The 18,394-nt window shown below is 43.8% G+C and carries 16 protein-coding genes, 4 tRNA genes and 5 pseudogenes; all 25 read right to left on the bottom strand.

What is annotated here, in order from left to right; genetic code table 11:
• Positions 1-624: 624 nt before the first annotated feature.
• On the bottom strand, positions 625-951 hold the full coding sequence (locus CCS41_RS17435) for a hypothetical protein (protein WP_323586061.1): 327 nt from the start codon (positions 949-951) through the stop codon (positions 625-627).
• 7 nt (positions 952-958) lie between these two features.
• The gene (locus tag CCS41_RS12105) at positions 959-1,273 is read right to left on the bottom strand and encodes a hypothetical protein (RefSeq protein ID WP_119797603.1); all 315 of its coding nucleotides are present in this window, start codon (positions 1,271-1,273) and stop codon (positions 959-961) included.
• On the bottom strand, positions 1,273-2,361 hold the full coding sequence (locus CCS41_RS12100; RefSeq protein WP_119797602.1) for an IS4 family transposase: 1,089 nt from the start codon (positions 2,359-2,361) through the stop codon (positions 1,273-1,275). Before CCS41_RS12100 ends, CCS41_RS12105 begins: the two co-directional genes overlap by 1 nt.
• Positions 2,362-2,622 (bottom strand): annotated as a pseudogene (locus tag CCS41_RS12095) (transposase); the annotation flags it as partial.
• Between the two features lie 130 nt (positions 2,623-2,752).
• A complete protein-coding gene (locus tag CCS41_RS12090) occupies positions 2,753-3,118 on the bottom strand; it encodes an IS630 transposase-related protein (RefSeq protein WP_119797399.1) in 366 nt (121 codons plus the stop codon).
• A gap of 149 nt (positions 3,119-3,267) precedes the next feature.
• Positions 3,268-3,486, bottom strand: a complete 219-nt coding sequence (locus CCS41_RS12085) for a helix-turn-helix transcriptional regulator (RefSeq protein ID WP_119797600.1) — start codon at positions 3,484-3,486, stop codon at positions 3,268-3,270.
• 110 nt (positions 3,487-3,596) lie between these two features.
• Positions 3,597-4,043 carry a hypothetical protein gene (locus tag CCS41_RS12080; RefSeq protein WP_119797599.1) on the bottom strand — a complete coding sequence of 149 codons (447 nt, stop codon included), beginning with the start codon at positions 4,041-4,043 and terminating at the stop codon, positions 3,597-3,599.
• Positions 4,027-4,197, bottom strand: coding sequence for a hypothetical protein (locus CCS41_RS15720; protein WP_162860071.1), 171 nt, complete (start codon positions 4,195-4,197; stop codon positions 4,027-4,029). The genes CCS41_RS12080 and CCS41_RS15720 overlap by 17 nt, the downstream gene beginning before the upstream one ends.
• Positions 4,198-4,366: 169 nt before the next feature.
• A pseudogene (locus CCS41_RS12075) lies at positions 4,367-4,918 on the bottom strand (tyrosine-type recombinase/integrase); the annotation flags it as partial.
• 12 nt (positions 4,919-4,930) lie between these two features.
• Complete coding sequence (locus tag CCS41_RS12070) at positions 4,931-5,953, bottom strand: IS630 family transposase (RefSeq protein ID WP_119797384.1); 1,023 nt, start codon at positions 5,951-5,953, stop codon at positions 4,931-4,933.
• 49 nt (positions 5,954-6,002) lie between these two features.
• Positions 6,003-6,707 (bottom strand): integrase arm-type DNA-binding domain-containing protein, encoded by a 705-nt coding sequence (locus tag CCS41_RS12065; protein ID WP_072550430.1) that lies wholly within the window; start codon positions 6,705-6,707, stop codon positions 6,003-6,005.
• A gap of 194 nt (positions 6,708-6,901) precedes the next feature.
• A tRNA-Pro gene (locus CCS41_RS12060) sits at positions 6,902-6,978 on the bottom strand.
• A 72-nt stretch (positions 6,979-7,050) separates the two neighbouring features.
• Positions 7,051-7,137, bottom strand: a tRNA-Leu gene (locus CCS41_RS12055).
• Between the two features lie 15 nt (positions 7,138-7,152).
• Positions 7,153-7,228 (bottom strand) — tRNA-His (locus CCS41_RS12050).
• A 65-nt stretch (positions 7,229-7,293) separates the two neighbouring features.
• Positions 7,294-7,370: transfer RNA gene (locus CCS41_RS12045), tRNA-Arg, on the bottom strand.
• Positions 7,371-7,539: 169 nt separating this feature from the next.
• Positions 7,540-8,279 (bottom strand): annotated as a pseudogene (gene wecG, locus CCS41_RS12040) (lipopolysaccharide N-acetylmannosaminouronosyltransferase).
• Positions 8,280-8,466: 187 nt separating this feature from the next.
• The gene (gene wzyE / locus CCS41_RS12035; RefSeq protein ID WP_072550400.1) at positions 8,467-9,798 is read right to left on the bottom strand and encodes an ECA oligosaccharide polymerase; all 1,332 of its coding nucleotides are present in this window, start codon (positions 9,796-9,798) and stop codon (positions 8,467-8,469) included.
• Entirely contained in the window at positions 9,799-10,944 is a 1,146-nt protein-coding gene (locus CCS41_RS12030; RefSeq protein ID WP_072550401.1) for a TDP-N-acetylfucosamine:lipid II N-acetylfucosaminyltransferase, read from the bottom strand.
• 11 nt (positions 10,945-10,955) lie between these two features.
• Positions 10,956-12,206 (bottom strand): lipid III flippase WzxE, encoded by a 1,251-nt coding sequence (wzxE, locus tag CCS41_RS12025; RefSeq protein ID WP_072550402.1) that lies wholly within the window; start codon positions 12,204-12,206, stop codon positions 10,956-10,958.
• Position 12,207: 1 nt separating this feature from the next.
• The gene (gene rffA, locus CCS41_RS12020) at positions 12,208-13,338 is read right to left on the bottom strand and encodes a dTDP-4-amino-4,6-dideoxygalactose transaminase (RefSeq protein WP_072550403.1); all 1,131 of its coding nucleotides are present in this window, start codon (positions 13,336-13,338) and stop codon (positions 12,208-12,210) included.
• Positions 13,335-14,039 (bottom strand): dTDP-4-amino-4,6-dideoxy-D-galactose acyltransferase, encoded by a 705-nt coding sequence (rffC, locus tag CCS41_RS12015; RefSeq protein WP_072550404.1) that lies wholly within the window; start codon positions 14,037-14,039, stop codon positions 13,335-13,337. The genes rffA and rffC overlap by 4 nt, the downstream gene beginning before the upstream one ends.
• Entirely contained in the window at positions 14,017-14,913 is an 897-nt protein-coding gene (gene rfbA / locus CCS41_RS12010) for a glucose-1-phosphate thymidylyltransferase RfbA (protein ID WP_072550405.1), read from the bottom strand. The genes rffC and rfbA overlap by 23 nt, the downstream gene beginning before the upstream one ends.
• Before the next feature lie 8 nt (positions 14,914-14,921).
• Entirely contained in the window at positions 14,922-15,977 is a 1,056-nt protein-coding gene (gene rfbB, locus CCS41_RS12005) for a dTDP-glucose 4,6-dehydratase (protein ID WP_072550431.1), read from the bottom strand.
• A pseudogene (wecC, locus tag CCS41_RS12000) lies at positions 15,974-17,280 on the bottom strand (UDP-N-acetyl-D-mannosamine dehydrogenase). The gene rfbB and the pseudogene wecC overlap by 4 nt, the downstream one beginning before the upstream one ends.
• Positions 17,277-18,394: pseudogene (wecB, locus tag CCS41_RS11995) on the bottom strand (non-hydrolyzing UDP-N-acetylglucosamine 2-epimerase). The pseudogenes wecC and wecB overlap by 4 nt, the downstream one beginning before the upstream one ends.

Raw genomic sequence — 18,394 nt, 5'->3', positions numbered from 1 at the left:
GCCGGAATGTTTACCCCGTCCGGCGCGGGTTTGTGTGGTACTATTTTTATGCCGGCTTCTGCTCTACCAAAGATGACGCCGGCATAACCTCCCACCACAACAAGGAAAATAGGTTGATGTTTAACAATAAAACGCAAAGTGCGATTAACATTCGCATCTCATTTAATCGCCCTTGGTACTCTCTACGAAGACATTAAGATCTCTGCATTCAATTTGAAAAGATTTTATTCTTAGCATGAAAAAGAAATGACCGCACTGCCTAAAAAATAGATAAAAATAGAAAAATATGAATTTCAGGAGAATATTTTCAGTTCTATCTTGATGGTATTTAAGCTTGTGCATTATAATAAAGCACTTTCCAAACATATATACTCCCATTGCACCATAGACTTTGTAATATCCCCGTTGCACCTTAGAAGGTAGAGTGACAGGGAATGGCTTAATTGTCATAAATGTTATCTCGAAATAGCGTTAAAACACAGTGTGTGACAGTGTGTATTTTTTGAATTTTAAAATTCATCACTTATTCCTGTAATAAATAAAACCTCTTCATAATGCTAATTTAAGGGAAGGCTTTACGCTTTGATTTAAAGGGCATGACGCGTTTTGCGTTTAATTTCTGCTTCATGTATAAGAAATTGCTGCCAACCAGTTAATTTGGCGTGTTTCTTTCGGTGTGCATGGATTGCCATCACAACGAGAACAATCAGGGCTGATAGCAATAGTTCTGTTGAATAACTCATCATCATTCCTCTCTATTTTCTTCATTTGATGTAACTGATCGATGTAATCTGTTGCTTGTGCCACCGTATCGACCTTGCCAAACGACCGATCACCTAACCACAGGTGATAACGGGTAATCGGTTGAGCCACTGTTCTCGGCAGGCGGACAAGAGTAAATCCCCGGTATTCCTGTGAGTGGCGACTGATTGGGGTTGGGGGGTAGATCATTTTTTCCTCAAATGCGCTTTTCAATGGCATCAAAACCCTCGATCACAGGGATCGCATAAAAAGCAACCATATTGATACGTTTTAATTCTCTTCGGTTGCTTATCGTACGTTTCAATAATGGGAGATAGTTACGTTCAGCATCACTTTGAACTTGCCTTAATTCCATGCCAGTAAATTTTGCATACTCACTAAGTGTCATGCTTGGCTTGATATTATTTGCCGTTAAATAAGAGAGAGATAACTCCATAGCACTAGTTATGGAAGGATGCGGATTCCTTTGCGTCAATGAAACAATACGTTCTTTTGATTTTGGAACGGTCATCAATTCACTTTCTCTTCTGCTTCAAAGGCGTCAGTGGCCGTCAAATTGGTCAATAATACCCATTCGACAGGCGCTACTCCTTCTGGAGGAGGCTGTTCTTTAACACTGATGGCAGATACGTGAACCTTTTCATGGATATGCCGTGAAGCGTCTTTATTGGTAGGCCCATAAACTAGATTATTTCTAATGGGGAGCCAGCCTGAAGTGGAGCGAATATCCACATAAGCCGTTCTTGCTACCCTTTGCTGATTTTTGGGCAGAGTGAGCGCTATGGTTTTTAAAATCGGCGTCTTTGACAAGGCGGTTTGCACCGTTGTTTTTTTCCCCTTTTCATCGATAAATTTTCTGTCTTTCCGGTTGCGGATAATAAAAAATGTTTTTAGTGAGCTTGCAACCCGAAAAAGTTCGAAAATATCCGCTTCTCTGTCTCCCAGCGTGATTAAGCAGGTATCTTTGGGTATCAGCGCCGCTGTCTCGTAGAGGGTCTCTATCCACTTAATACTTTCTTTCTCTTTCATTGTCGATTGATAAAGCCGCCGCTGTTTTTCCTGAGGGGGTTCCTCTCGGGAAACACGTGACCAGCATTTAAGCGAGGATAACCCAAGCGGCAAGCCCTCCTGAGTTACCATCAAACTTGCATGAAGCATCAACCCCATTTTATGTTTGTGATAGGCTTTAGATATACTTCCCAACCCCTCTGTCTTTTTATGTGAGTCAAAGTTCAACTCTGATGTGTCCTGAAGAGAAAAAACCAGTGAATGCCCCTCCAGACGTTTTTGTGTTTGCACACAATGTGTACGGAATAGCGCGCTCTCGCTCACTCTCTCATTGCTAAAAAATCGATAAGCTCCTTTGGCCTGTGACCAGGAGCCATGACAGCTTGGGTAAATTGAACCTGACGCTTTTGATGATAATAAGCCCGCTGTTTCAAAAAAACGCTCTTTAAGGCGTTTATCTCCGAAATCAATTTGATGAAATTCTTCACGGATCCACTCATTCCCATTACCCGTTACTGTTTTCATGTGCCTGTTTCCTGATTTAACTATTGACTCTACCAATAATCCAATTTCACCTGAATCATTTTTCATTCAACGTTGTGGGTAAAAGTGAGGATTGAGATCAGGTGAGTAGGGAGTGAGATATTCAATCCGATGCCCGGCTTTACTGATAGCCTGCTGAATGTCGAGACGTTTGTGGAAACTGGCGTTATCCATCACGATGACACAATGAGGAGGAAGAGTAGGCAAAAGGCGCCGGGTAACCCAGGCGTAAAAAACATCACTGTTAATGGAACAAAAAAATAATCCGACCGCCATCAGGACGGTTCCCAGTAACGCGCCAATGACATTTGTTCGGCCCTTAGCCTGTCAATCCTGGGTACCCCAACAGCGTTGACCTCGTGCAGCATAACCGTGGGTTCGTGGCCTATCGTGTGCGAAACCGCTTTCATCCAGATAAACGACCGGTTTTCCCTGCTTTTTATAGCAGGCTATCGTGTCCTGGAAGGCGCGCCGTGTCTCTTCGTCTGCCTTGGGATGACGCAGGGTTTTTTTTATAGGTGACACCCAGGTTTTTCAGTGCCTGCCAAATGGCTTTCTGGCACACCTGAAAGCGCGCCGCCCGTTCCCGTTGGTAAGCATCGGGATAAAGTGCAACATCTTCAGCTAACGCCACTTTATCAAGCTTACGCCGACGGGGGGAAGAAGGTTTAACCTCGATACGACTGAGCCAGCGAGTAACGGAAGCTGAACCAATGTGGAAGCGTTTAGCGGTCTCTCTGATACTCAAGTTTTCTTTCTCTCGAATACTCAGAACTTTACGGCGAAAATCGACAGAGTGGCTCATCGCTAACTCCCTGTTAAATAATTTAGCTATACATTGTAATCAAAATTAATACGTTACGCTATAAATCAAATCTACGTTTAGAAACACTAATAAATTTTTTGAACGATTTAATTTGTGATAGCTCTCGATGCTTATTTGTACATTTTTCATTATGCGATCTCCTTATCCTTTAGTGAACGTTCCAAATCCCGTGCCTTTAACCAGCCCTCAACTTCATCTGCATACCATCCAATACGACGAATACCAATGCGAATAGGTTTAGGAAAGTCGTGTTGTTTCCACATTTCGTCAAAGGCACTGTCTGCGGAAATGCGCAGAATGGATTTAACTTCTTTCTTCAGTAGTATTTTACGATCTAACATTGACATCTCTCTATTTTCCTTGAGTAAACGGGATGACCAGCGGATACAGATAGGATTGATCTTTTTTTTATAGATTGAAAGAAAGAGGGGGCTAAATTAGCTCCCTCGTCTCTTAATTAGCGGTGAGAAATTTTCTGTATGTTGTTTTTGACTTCTTCGTACCAGTTCTTAATAGTATCTTTATTAAACTTGTGGTTATAACCCGCCTCAGTCACATAAGCCGACAATATATTTGCCGCTTGCGTATAATTAGCTGAAAGAGTGCAGTGTGTTTTTTCGTAAAGAGTGACAATGGCTATTTTACAGGCTGTCGATAGTCGACCCGTGTTGCTAGTGCTAGCTTGGTGACGACGTGAAATGATGGCGTTAGGAATGGGCTTCCCTGTAATCTTAAGTCGGTGAATTAATTCCTTTCGCTGTAGATAAGTGATAGAAAAATTCTGATCAGTATTAAAATAAGCGGCGTCTCTCAACGCTTTTATCACGGACTCCCTTTCGGTTTTTTCAAATTCTTGATAGTCATCAAAAGGCAGAGGATTGAAGGGCTTACGATAAAATGCCACAGGGGGAAAGGGTGGCACCGCCTTTAATTATTCGGCACAGATAAGAATGCGCTTCGCAGTGATCTAAATAGCCTTCAGTGATAAAAGCATCCAACACAATACTTAAATCCATGTATGCAAACTCGGCGTATTCGTCAAGGAATGAATCGTTCATTAATTAATGCCTATTATCCATTTACTAATATGAAACACACATCGAAAAGTGTCAGTTAATATTTGAGGCCAGTATTTTATGCATGAAAGAGAAGGGGTCTATAGAAATTAACGTAAACATTTGATGGTAACATCATGCTTTGACTATTTTTCCTTATTCCATCTTATTATTATTTGATTCGTAATCCTCTCACGCCTTCGGCGGCAGTAAATTTCCCTGTTGCAGATTGTTCAACGAATTCACCCCACCAGTCCATCAAGACTCTACGTTGTTCCAAATAAGTGCTGCGGTTGTAAGCTCGGCGTACTTCGTTGGTATCAACATGAGATAAAGCGGCTTCAATCACATCCGGAGCAAACCCTTTTTCATTCAGTGCAGTACTGGCAATTGATCTCAATCCATGTGAAACCAGTATCCCCTTATAGCCCATACGTCGCAAGGCTGCATTGGCCGAAGAGCTATTCATTGGAAGAGAGGGATCTTTAAAGGAGGGAAAGACAAAAGGCCGGTGTGCACTGATCGATTTCATCACCTCCAATACCGCCAGCGATTGGGGAGAGAGTGGCACAACATGTTCACGGCGCATTTTCATGCGACCGGCTGGGATTGTCCATGTTTTATCTATCAGATTGATTTCATCCCACCGGGCGCTAGCGGCTTCTGCGGGTCTCGCAATCGTCAATAACTGAAATTCTATCACCAGTCTCGTTTGTAACTCTATACCCAAGTGAAATCAAGATGCAGGATTTAGCGCCTGGAAATTATCGTTTAAGCGAGATACCAGAGAACTTGCCATTTGTGGTAGCTTCACCTCAAAGAAGTTTAAGATATCGTTCTTAAAACTCTGTTTAGATGGGTAATATCTATTGTTTCGTGTTTGCTCATTCATCACCTTCCACAATCGCTCTATCGGGTTTAGATTCGGGCTATACGGCGGAAGGTAATGAAGCTGGATATTCAACGTAAGCGCGGCGTCTTGCACAAGCTGTGAACGGTGATAGCCTGCACCCTCGAGGATCACATGTGCCGTTGTCGTGATGGGATAATGCGCGCGAATGGCAGACAGGAAGTGAACCACATTTTCGCTGTTAATCGTCTCATCATCACGGATTATGGGGTTAGCCACATTCTGGATGTTCAAGGCTCCCATGATATTCAACCGCGTTCTGCTCCCGGTGGTCTCTATCGTTTTATCCTGGCCTTTTCGTATCCAGCCGTAGCTTATTTTGGTGGTTTGTGTCGGATGAACGGCATCAATAAACAGTATGGGGTCATTACCCGCGGCGTCTTTCAATTCGCTGTAGGTCTTTATAAATTGCTGCTGTTTCTCAACGGCAAATTTATGCGGAACACCTTTCGGCTTTTTATAGCTAAAGCCATGCTGCTTCAACCCTTTATACAGACCTGATACGGTAAAGGTGATGTTCCAGCGTCCAGCGATATAGGCCACAATTTGGTGATTGTGGTGGTAGAGCTGCTGGGTGAGATGTTCAACCAGCGACGTGGTCTGTTCCGCATTGAGATAGCCATCGGAGCCGCCATTTTCAGGCTTGAGCTTGTTGAGTTTATGATAGTCTGTAAGGTGGCGCCGCACCGTGGTTTCATTAATGAGCTGTGAGTGAGCAATCATAGGGGGAGTCCAGCCGTCTGCGGACAACAAAACACACCGGATCCTGTCACAGACACGGCGGTCATGGCTTTGACGATGTTGGGCTTCGAGGGTAATTTTCTGGTCAGCAGTCAGCTCTATTTTCATGGCTATGAGCATGATCCTTATCGACTTCAAAATCAAGCATCTTCATTGATCACGGGTATATATTGGCAACGGATAAAGAACGCATCAAATCAGGTAACTGCTCTGGCCTAATCGTCGGCATGTGCTTAATCACTGGTTTTTCAAAGACCTGACTAATTTTCGTGGCTGGGTTGGTTTGAAGCAGCTCTGCATTAACGGCATAGTTCATCACTTCATTAATACGCTGAGTCACCCGCCGCACTGTTTCCAAGCGGCCACTGACACGAATAGGCTCCATCGCTTGTATAAATGTTTGTGCGGTCAATTTAGTGATAGCCACCCCTTCCACATAAGGAAAGATGTTCTTTTCCGGTGATCGCCATATATCGTTAAGCGTATGCGCCCGCAATCCTTTTGATTTTTTTACTGCAAACCAATCGGCAGTGATTTTAGCAAAGGTATTGTTATTAGATGCCTTTTCTTTTTCTTGTTGCTGCCTTTGTTGCTCCTGTGGGTCAATTCCTTGTGCCAAGAGTGCTCTTATCTCCTCTCGTACACGCCTTGCTTCTGCCAGTGATAAAGCGGGGTAATGTCCCAGTGTTAAGGTTGTTCGCTTTTTTGTTGAGGGATGATAGTAGCGTAGACGCCAGGTTTTAACACCTGATGATTTAACTAATAGCAGTAATCCACCGCCATCATACAAAGATAACTCTTTATTAACTGCCTTTGCGGCTTTTACTTCGGTATTAGTCAGAGGTTTTGCTTGTATTGCCATAATCACCATTAATAGGACTATGGGACTACCTATTTTGAGGACTAAAAGATAGAATCCCAAATCTAGCCCCTAAAAAACAGAGTATAGCCCTGCCATACTTAAAGATAACAGGCAATAAAAAACCCGCAAACCTAATTGGAATGCGGGTTTTTGTAGGATTACAGTCAGTTGCTAATACTGGCTGATAATGTATTTGGTCGGCGAGAGAGGACTCGAACCTCCGACCCACTGGTCCCAAACCAGTTGCGCTACCAGGCTGCGCTACTCGCCGATTTATTAATGCAGATCAATTTCACTCTATACTTTATTCTTTCAACGTCAACAAATAACGATATAGACCGTGTGGTGCGAAGGGAGGGAATCGAACCCTCACGTCCGTAAGGACACTAACACCTGAAGCTAGCGCGTCTACCAATTCCGCCACCATCGCATGTCTCACAAAATTTGGGGTGGCTAATGGGGCTCGAACCCACGACAACTGGAATCACAATCCAGGGCTCTACCAACTGAGCTATAGCCACCATCACAAAAGCCAACGCCTTTTAAGTCGTGACTCCGCTTCCGCAGCTCTCGCACACAAAACTAATGGTGCGCCCGACAGGATTCGAACCTGAGACCTCTGCCTTCGGAGGGCAGCGCTCTATCCAGCTGAGCTACGGGCGCTCGGCACCGTTGCGGGTGAGGATACTACGGTTTTAATATCAGTCTGTCTAGTGCTTTTTAAATCGGAATGATTCATTTGTTTACCCTTTATTCATTTTTTTATAAGTCAATATGAAAAAACGGCCTCTATTGCCAATTTTACAGCATATCGTGCTATTCAGAGCAAGGATCACAAATGTCCACGGTAATAATAATAAGCAAATCTAAGCAATTTTAGCTGGCGACCAATGCGGCTCGGTTGTGATAACAGCCGGTATAGCCATTCTAGCCCGAGATCTTGCCAACGCTTTGGCGCGCGTTTAGCACGACCGGTAAAGACATCATAGGTGCCGCCGACGCCCATATATAAAGCATTAGGATAGAGTTGGTAGCAATCACGGATAAAAATTTCCTGTTTTGGTGATCCCAGCGCCACTGTTACTATTACCGCCCACTGGCAGCAATACGGGTAAGTAATGTTTCTCGTTGTTCGGCTGTGAAATAACCGTCTTGGCTGCCGACTATATTGACGTTCCACTGCATACGTAATTTTTCTTCAGTTTGGGTGAGAACCTCTGGTTTGCCACCCACCAGGAATACCGGTGTGTTCTGTTGTCCTGCCCGTTGCATTAATGCTGGCCATAGGTCGGCTCCTGCCACGCGTGAGACTTCAGCTTGCGGGTATTTACGACCGATAGCATTTACCATACTAATACCATCAGCATAGAGATAGTCGGCATTATCGAGTAAAGTACGCAGTTCAGTATCTTGTTCCGCCGTCAATAACTTTTCTGCATTCATTGCCACCAGTGTTCCGGTTTTAACCTGATTGTTATCGAATAGATAATTAATCGTTTGATCCCTATCACGAAAGCCAAAAATCTTGAAGCCACGTACATCATATTTGGGGATAAGCATATTGGAACCCATTATTTTATCCTTATAAAGAATACAGATCCGAGGTGAATAGGCTTTTTGCAAAACCTACTAGTGCTGTGGATTCTGCGTTACGTGGTGCTCGCAATCCTCACGTACTCGCATGTACACAGCGGTTGCTGTGCTCCAGGTGCCTTGACTTCACACTACACCCGCTACGGTTTTGCAAGAAGTCTAATGATTAATCTGTATATCTTATCCGTTGTTTAATCAAACCACCCGTATTGAATAACCAATACAGTAGTTTTGCCAGTAGTAGGCAGGTAAAAAAAATGATAGTGAAAAACACGACACGTGATATAAACGAGTCCAGTCCTTCACGTGCTAATACGATCATATTGAAAATTGCGCCAAAGCAGAAACTTTGTAGAATCGCCGCTTTATAACGGTTCGTTTCAGTAAGACCTTGTTGGTATAACCAATCAAACCATTTAATAATCAGTCCTACCGCCACGGCACCAAGAGGAATAAAGAGTACTCCACCCATGACAAGCAATGAGCCTAATAACGTTGGAGAAATAGCGAGACCCGAATGGTTATCCAATAAATCCTGGGTGAAATAATTCGCCGTGTTAAGGACGAAATGAGGGCGATCAGGCCACAGAAAACCAGGAATAAAGACGTAAAAATCACGAATGATCGGGGCTAATCCCTGAAAATCTATTTTGTCATAGTTTTGCAATAATAACGCCAGATTCTCCCACGGTGAGAAGGTATCACGTGTTAAATAGAGAAAAGTGTAGAAGGCTTCCGTACCATTAACATCAAGGTTATAACGTTTTAATGCTAGCCAGAACATACTCACAACGCCGAATACCGCGGCCATAAATAACATTGATAAGGTTATCCAGCCACGGGCAATACCCATAAACAGAAACAATGCAAAAGCAATAATAATATTTGCACGCGTACCGCCAACGATAATGTAAGTCAGCATACCAAACGTCAGTGTGCTAGCCAGAAAAAATATCCAAGCACGCTTACTCTGTTTGAGAAAATACACCACTAGCATTGCTGGGATAAAAAAATAAAAAAAACGTTTTAAGGCGACGACAGAAACATCGCGGGAAAAAATTTGGCTATAAGAATTGAGTTTGAATAATAGAAAACCATTTTGCAGGAAAAATACGCCAAGGGTCACGATTGCCACTAATGCCAACAATATCCAGGTTAGATTGGCTTCCACTCGATTTATGGTGAAAAGTGGTTGGTGCTGCTGAGTAAGTGGCTGACGCAAAAGTGTTTTATAAGTTATATAGTAAATGGCGTAAAAAGAAGTTGCCGTTAGTAGTGCATAGAGCAGGTACTCCGCCGGTGAGACAACAACATTAAATTGAAATACCAATAGGCAAGTCAGAGGGAAACCGAAATAAAAAGTCAGTAAATACAGCATGGAAAAGAGCACATTAAAGTTAAAGCGTACGCGTCTGAATTCTTGATAGGTCAAGATGAAGATAAAGCTTACCGCGATCAAATAAACGCCTAACAAACCGCTGAATTGTTCTAGGGTCATTTATCTTTTCCTGTCGTTATTAATACTTATGTTATTGGCGTTTATTGTCATCAGTGCTTGTCGCCAACCATCAATATAGTTGGGATTGAAAAAAGTGATCGATTGTTTATCCAACTCAGCAAGCTGGTATTGTGCCTTACGCAGGAGCTGTTCATCGAGAGTATCACCGTAGAAGAAAAAGGGGATATATTGTTCAGCTAAATCCTGCCAGAATGGATTATGGCGGCTAAGGACACAAGGCACAGCTAATTGAGTTAATAAACAGAGGGTGCCGATACCTTGTTGTCGTTGGAAAATAAAATAGCCCAGATCGCATTGACGCAAAATAGTTAAATAATCATCAAATGCCATCTGTTGTGTCAGTATACGTAGCCTTTCCGGCGCAAATAGAGTCAGCCCCTCTCTTCTGACTCGCTCTATATAAGTGTCATTATTCTGTGGATAACCCATCGGCAAGATCACCATAACATCAGAGCCAAATTGCTGATAAATGGCTTTAAGGGCTTCAATATGGCGGTTAGTCACATCACCGGAGTTACCGACGAGAATAGTCATGTGACAGGTTGACGGTTTTGCCAAATTATTTCTTTCCCCACCCTCTATCTTTTTGCTGTTAGTAGTGAGTGCAGGATCCATACGGGTTGGAAAATAGAGTAAGGACGTCGCTACCTGTGGATGACGTTGCTGAAAATAAAGTAAATCACCACGGGTCGCAAAAACATGCCCGACTTTGCCTTGTGCTATACGCCGTAGCAGATAAAACAGACGAAATTTCCAATGAGGGGTGACTTCATATAAATCAGCTCCCCACACATGCCAATATACTTGCGCTGATTTAATTTTCCCGCACAACAGTGCCAGCCATAACATGACATTGAATTGTCCATGCCAGAAAAAGTGTTTGTTCCGATTCTTCTGAGCTTGTGTAATCACTGCTTTGGCGAGCGTTTTTTTATCGCAGTATGTTTCAATGGTCAGTTTGGTAAATGCATTAAAAGGTGCTACATCTTGTGTTACGACCATAAAATACTGCCCTTGCTGCTTTTGTTCAGCTAAGAGAGGCACTAGTACATCATTAAAGAAACGCAATACCGTCAGATTATGATGTGGGATGTCCGATCCCAATACGTGAATAAGGGCCTTCATGCTTATCTATATTATGTTCGTCGACAATAAATGAAAAATGCACCGCTACACAGGGCAAAATAAACGATATACGTTGCCATATAGGCCTGTGCCGCGCCAAGAGCACCATGCAGAGGAATTAACCAATGCGTAAAACCTGTTAGCAGTAAGAATTGGCTTATTTCAGTTAATAAATAGAAACGTAATGATGCTTTTGCAATCACCAGATAACCAAAAACATAAGATCCCACTTTCAATACATCTCCCACCAGCTGCCAGGCAAAGAGATCACGCATGGCGGCGAAATGGTTGGAGAACAATAACCAGATGGCAAAATCACGCAACAGCCAAACCAACAGACTGATAGTTGCTACCGTCGGTAGTACAAATTTCAATGAACGCAGGATCTCACGAGCGATATCGTCTTTATCTTGCAATCGTGACAAAGTAGGCAGCAAATATACGGTAAAGGATGCGGTGATAAATTGTAGATAAGCATCCGAGATACTACTTACCCCTTGCCAAATCCCCACAGCCTGCCAGCTGTAGTCGTTAGCCAGCAGATTGCGCATCATTACGTACGCTAGCGGTAGGGTTGCTGAAGTGATCAACGCCATGATGGTGAATTTACCTAGCTGGCTAACCCGTTTTTTATCCCAACCTAATTTCAAATAGTGGAATGGGATCGCTTTACGGCGACCCAATAACAAAAATGCCGGGATCATCACCAATGCAGGTACGAGAGCCAAGCCCAGTAGTGCTCCTGAGTAACCACCCAGCCGGAAAGCAAAATAATAGACTGCTACGCCTATCAGGCTACCGGTGATAACGGCTAAGGCGTTACCGGCAGCATCACGATAGCCTTTCAAAATTGCCAAAAATAAATTAGCGTAGGCGATACCCATTTGGATAAAAGCGAGTGCGCGCACCACATTTTGATAATCAGCGGATCCAAATAACGCGATACTGATCGGTTTGGCCGCTAACAGAAAAATCAGCGCTAGTAGAGTAGAAAATCCGAATACCAGAGTTGATGACGTTCCTAGCAGCGTCCGTAACTTTTCAGGTTGTCGAGAATATTCAGCAACATATTTGGTAACACCGTTAAAAATACCGGCACCAGACAACACAGCTAATACTGTGATTAATTGGCGAAAATTCCCTGCCTGACCCACGCCACTAGGGCCAAAAGTGACCGCGAGCAACTTAATCACGACCAGCCCGACACCAATTTTTATTAGCGTAGAACCCGTCGTCCAGATCGATGCTTTTGCCAGCGACATATCAGGAAAAAAAACTTAGCGTGGCATTGATGACCTTTTGCTGATCGGCATCAGTCAGGTTGTAAAACAGGGGTAGACGCACTAGACGTTCACTTTGTGATCGAGTAAAGCGATCTTCACCCGAAAAACGCCCAAACTTTTCACCCATAGAGCAAGTATGCAATGGAATATAGTGGAATACTGTCAAAATATCCGAATTTTTCATATGGTTAATGAAGGCGTCACGATCATCTATATCACGCAATTTAATATAAAACATGTGGGCATTATGTATGAGATCAGCAGGGATCGTGGGCAGTTCAATTCGTTTACTGTCCCCCAGTGGCGTTAAACTTTGATAATAGCAGTTCCACAATACTAGACGGCGCTGGTTAATTTGTTCTGCATGTTCTAGCTGACCCCACAGATAGGCGGCCTGTATATCTGACATCAGGTAACTGGAACCAATATCACGCCAAGTGTATTTATCCACCTGACCACGGAAGAATTGGCTACGATTAGTGCCTTTTTCGCGGATAATTTCAGCGCGTTCGATCAATGTAGCATCGTTCAGCAAGATCGCGCCCCCTTCACCCCCCGCGCTGTAATTTTTGGTTTCATGAAAGCTAAAACAGCCAATATCGCCGATACTTCCTAACGCTTTGCCCTTGTATGTCGACATGACGCCTTGAGCGGCATCTTCGACGACAAATAAGCGATATTTTTTTGCCAGCGCCATAATGGCATCCATTTCGCAAGCCACCCCTGCGTAATGCACAGGAACAATAACGCGAGTTTTATCCGTGATTGCCGCCTCAATTTTGCTTTCATCAATGTTCATGGTATCTGGTCGGATATCAACAAACCGTATTTCTGCACCACGTAGTACAAATGCATTAGCGGTAGAGACAAAAGTAAAGCTCGGCATGATCACTTCGTCACCGGGCCTAATATTGAGTAACAACGCCGCCATTTCTAGCGACGCAGTACAAGAGGGGGTGAGCAACACTTTCGGGCAATCAAAGTGCTGTTCCATCCATTTTTGGCAGCGCTGAGTAAATCCACCATCACCGCTGAGTTTGCCGCTAGTGATCGCTTCCTGCATATAAGCCAATTCGCCGCCGACGACAGGGGGTGAGTTAAATGGAATCATTTTTGTCCTTTGTATAACCAATACGCGGTATTTTCAATTAAGGCACCACTGCGGATATAAAGACGCAAAGCGGCAATATTATTTATTTGTGTGGCAACATGTAACCGACGTAAGCTCCGCTGCTGGCACCATTTTTTTGCTGCTAACATCAGTTGCATGCCGATACCTTTACCTGCCATTTTAGGAAATAGCGCTAATAAACCGATACGGGCAGCACCATTTTTTAAATCACGTAAGGTAACAAAACCTGCTGGCTGACCTTGAGCATCGTCGAGTAATAAACATTGATCATCAAAGGTGCCCTGTACCGCTTTCTCAACCCAAAGAGCGTATAGACGCCCGCTGTCTTGTGGATGATACCAGGGTGCACGAAAACGACTCGCTGCAAAGGCTTCTGCCGCCACTTGGCGTAACCGCGGAATATCATCGACTGTTGCCAAGCGACTTGTTGTTAGCTGATTTTCCATATTGATCGTCAGCACCAAATCAACTTCTCCTGTGACCCATTGAAAGCCGAGTGAATACAAAGCGTCCGACAAATCGACACGATCGGTGGGAATTTTGGCTTGAATTAAGCGATATCCACTCATTTTAGATGAATTGACTAATGGTGCTCTGGGCGAAAAATTTAGCTTCGCACTCTTGATCTGGAAAAATTCACTTTCCCAGAGAAGGGGTTCAATATTGGCGTGGACGCACATTTAACAGATCCAACAGATATTTACCGTAACTGGTTTTTGCCAAGGATGTTGCTGTGTGTTTTATGGCTTCGTCATCCAACCATTTATTGTGCCAAGCAATCTCTTCTAGACAGGCAATTTTAAAACCTTGACGTTTTTCAATCGTTTGTACAAATGTGCTTGCCTCGATCAAACTGTCATGGGTACCGGTATCCAGCCACGCGAAACCACGGCCTAACAATTCAACAGCTAATGCGTTACGTTCTAGGTACATGCGATTGATACAGGTGATCTCTAGTTCGCCACGATCTGAAGGTTTTAGCTGCTTAGCAAAATCAACCACCCGATGATCATAAAAATACAGTCCGGTTACTGCCCAATTCGATTTTGGCTTGTTGGGTTTTTCTTCAATGGATAAGGCTCGGAAACAATTATCAGTCTGCTTATCTTCAAATTCCACCACACCAAAGCGCTCTGGGTCCATCACCTGATAACCGAATACGGTCGCTCCCTTCTGATTAGCAACCGCTATCTCTAGTTTTGTTTTAAAACCTTGACCGAAAAAAATATTATCACCCAAGACCAGACAACAGTTTTCATTGTTGATAAATTCTTCGCCAATCAAAAAGGCTTGTGCTAATCCATCCGGGCGAGGCTGGATTGCATAACTCAGATGAATGCCAAATGCAGCCCCGTCGCCTAACAAACGCTTAAAAGAAGGGAGATCTTCTGCTGTCGAAATAAGCAAAATATCGCGTATCCCCGCCAACATCAACACTGATAATGGGTAATAAATCATCGGCTTATCATAGACTGGTAGCAGTTGTTTAGAGACACCGCGGGTAATGGGATGTAACCGCATCCCCGAGCCACCTGCCAGAATAATGCCTTTCATATACACTCCTAAATCAAACCACTCGAAGAGGAATTGTCCTGAAGAGGACGCCACCAAGATTCGTTTTTTAAATACCAATTGACGGTTTTACGCAGACCACTGTCGAATGTTTCCTGTGGACGCCAGCCCAGCTCACGTTCAATTTTTCCCGCATCAATGGCATAACGCTTATCATGACCCGGGCGATCGGTAACATGGGTTATCAAATCACGATATTGTTTAACGCCTACCGGTTTCTGTGGCGTGAGTTCTTCTAACAGCGTACAGATAGTTTCAACCACTTCCCTATTTTTACGCTCGTTATGCCCACCAATATTGTAGGTTTCGCCAACAACACCTCGTATCGCTACTTGATATAGTGCACGCGCATGATCTTCAACAAATAACCAGTCGCGTATTTGATCACCCTGACCATACACCGGCAGCGGTTTGCCGGCCAAGGCATTGAGGATCATCAGTGGGATCAATTTCTCTGGAAAATGGTAGGGACCATAATTATTAGAACAGTTAGTGATCAGAGTGGGCAAACCGTAGGTTCTTAACCATGCGCGTACTAAATGATCACTGGCAGCTTTTGAAGCAGAATAAGGGCTACTCGGTGCATAAGGGGTGCTTTCAGTAAATAAATCGTTTGTGCCTTGCAAATCACCATAAACTTCATCTGTTGAGATATGATGAAAACGAAAGGTTGATTTTATATCAACGGAGACTCCGCTAAAGTAATGGCGCGCGGCTTCTAACAAGGTATAAGTTCCTACCACGTTAGTTTCAATAAATGCGGCTGGCCGATTAATCGAACGATCAACATGGCTTTCCGCTGCCAGGTGCATCACCACATTGGGCTGATAATGCGTAAATATCTGATCCAGTTTATTCCGGTCACAAATATCCACTTGTTGAAAAGCATAACGATCACTGTTTTTTACTTTATCGAGAGACGCAAGATTACCTGCGTAAGTGATTTTATCTACCACGACCACCGTATCTGTCGTGTCATTAATAATATGTCTCACTACAGCCGAGCCGATAAAACCTGCCCCACCGGTGACTAAAATACATCTCACCGCCATACCCCTTTGCTATCAATAATCCAGGACTGTTTGATATCTTCCGCCTTGATTGCTTTAAACTCGTGGTGATCGACTAACATCAACAAAATATCGGCGATTTGTAATGCGCTATCTGTATCTGTAAGCTTCATCTGACTTGTTTGTGATGGTGGTAATTGCTCTATATTAGGTTCGACTGCCCAGGTTTCCCCTGCATGCCATTCGGCAACCAGACTCGCGATTGCCAGCGCTGGACTTTCACGCAAATCGTCAATATCGGGTTTGAATGCCAAGCCAAAGCAGGCGATTTTCACTTCAGCGGCACGTTTATTGGTGGTTTTGATACAATCAGCGACAGCAGCCTTGACCCGATCAATTATCCACTGCGGTTTAGCGTCGTTCACTAAACGCGCGGTGTGAATTAAATGCGCTAGCTGCGGATTTTGCGCTACGATAAACCAGGGGTCAACAGCAATACAGTGCCCCCCACACCCGGCCCCGGCTGTAAAATATTTACCCGTGGATGACGATTCGCCAGATTGATCAATTCCCATACGTCGATAGCTTGTTCATCACAAATCAATGATAATTCATTAGCAAAGGCGATATTAACATCGCGAAAACTATTCTCGGTGAGTTTGCACATCTCAGCAGTACGGCATTGTGTCACTACACATTCACTTTGTAGAAAGATTTGATATAACTCGCAGGCACGCGCAGAACAGGTGGCGCTCATACCTCCAATCACACGATCATTTTGAATCAGCTCGACCATCACTCGTCCCGGTAAAACACGTTCGGGACAATAAGCAATATTAATATCTGCTTTTTCATCCATTTGCTGAGGAAAACTAAGATCAGGGCGTGCTTGTGCAAGCCATTGAGCCATTTTCTCGGTAGCACCCACTGGTGAAGTGGATTCTAAAATAACCAGATTACCTTTCTGCAATACCGGTGCAATGGATTTTGCGGCGGATTCAACAAAAGACATGTCTGGTTGGTGATCATCTTGCAACGGTGTTGGTACAGTGATCAAAAATGCATCAGAAGCTAAAGGCTGATTTACCGCTTGTAGAAAATCCTTGGCAACCGCGTTTTTCACTGCATTACCTAAATCCGGCTCTACAATATGAATTTCTCCACGATTAATGGTAGCAACAGTATCTGCATTAACGTCAACACCGATCACCTTCACTTTGTGAGAAGCAAAAATAGCCGCAGTGGGTAAGCCGATATATCCTAAGCCGATCACCGAAATTGTTGCAAAATTCGTCGTTGCAGCCTCTTCTTTTGCAAAATGTATTGTTGTAGAACTCATAATATGACCCACTGATCTTTTAACGTAGCAAGGATGTATTGGCAGGCTTTTCCGTCACCGTAAGGATTATGTGCCTGGCTCATTTTATTATATTCATTTTTATCAGTCAGCAGACGGCTCACACCCTCAACGATCTTATCGATGCGGGTACCGACCAATCTGACAGTACCATAGTCCACCGCTTCTGGACGTTCAGTCGTATCTCGCATGACCAATACAGGTTTACCTAATGAAGGTGCTTCTTCCTGGATCCCCCCGAATCAGTTAAAATGAGGTAGGATCTGTTCATCAGGTAAACAAAGGGTAGGTAATCTTGTGGTTCTATCAAAAAAATGTTTTCAATGCCGTTTAAAATACGCTTGGCGGGTTCACTGACGTTCGGATTTAAATGAACAGGGTACACCAGTTGTACTTTGGGATGTGACCTGGAAATCATCGCCAACGCACTGCATACCCGTTCAAAACCCCCACCAAAATTTTCCCGCCGATGTCCTGTAACCAGAATCATCTTTTTTTCGTCATCGAGGAAGGCATATTGTTTGAGTAATTCATCGTTTTCCGTGGCACGATCACGTGCCCAAAACAGAGCATCAATCACCGTATTACCAGTAACAAAAATACGGTTTTCAGGCAGGGATTCCCGTAGTAGGTTTTGCCGTGCATTGGCTGTCGGTGCAAAATGGTACATCGCCAGTCGTCCAGTCAATTGACGGTTAGCCTCTTCTGGCCAAGGAGAATAAACATTTCCGGTGCGCAAACCGGCCTCAACATGTCCAACAGGAATACGCTGATAGAATGCAGCCAAACTGGTAGCAAAGGTCGTGGTGGTGTCACCATGAACCAGGATAACATCAGGTTTAAATTCCTCCAGAATCGGTTTTAAACCCGCCAGAATAAGACAAGTAATTTCTGTCAATCCCTGACTTGGCTTCATAATGTTGAGATCATAGTCTGGTTGGATCTCAAAGAGTGTGAGCACTTGATCTAACATCTCTCGATGCTGTGCAGTGACACACACCCTTACATTGAAGAATGTATCTGCAGTCAAAGCGCGAACCAGGGGTGCCATCTTGATGGCCTCAGGTCTGGTACCAAAAACAGTCAACACTTTCAC

It is taken from the genome of Candidatus Fukatsuia symbiotica, from assembly GCF_003122425.1.
Lineage (GTDB): Bacteria > Pseudomonadota > Gammaproteobacteria > Enterobacterales > Enterobacteriaceae > Fukatsuia > Fukatsuia symbiotica.
The sequence above is the reverse complement of the archived record's forward strand: the minus strand, read 5'-3'. Positions and strand labels throughout refer to the sequence as shown.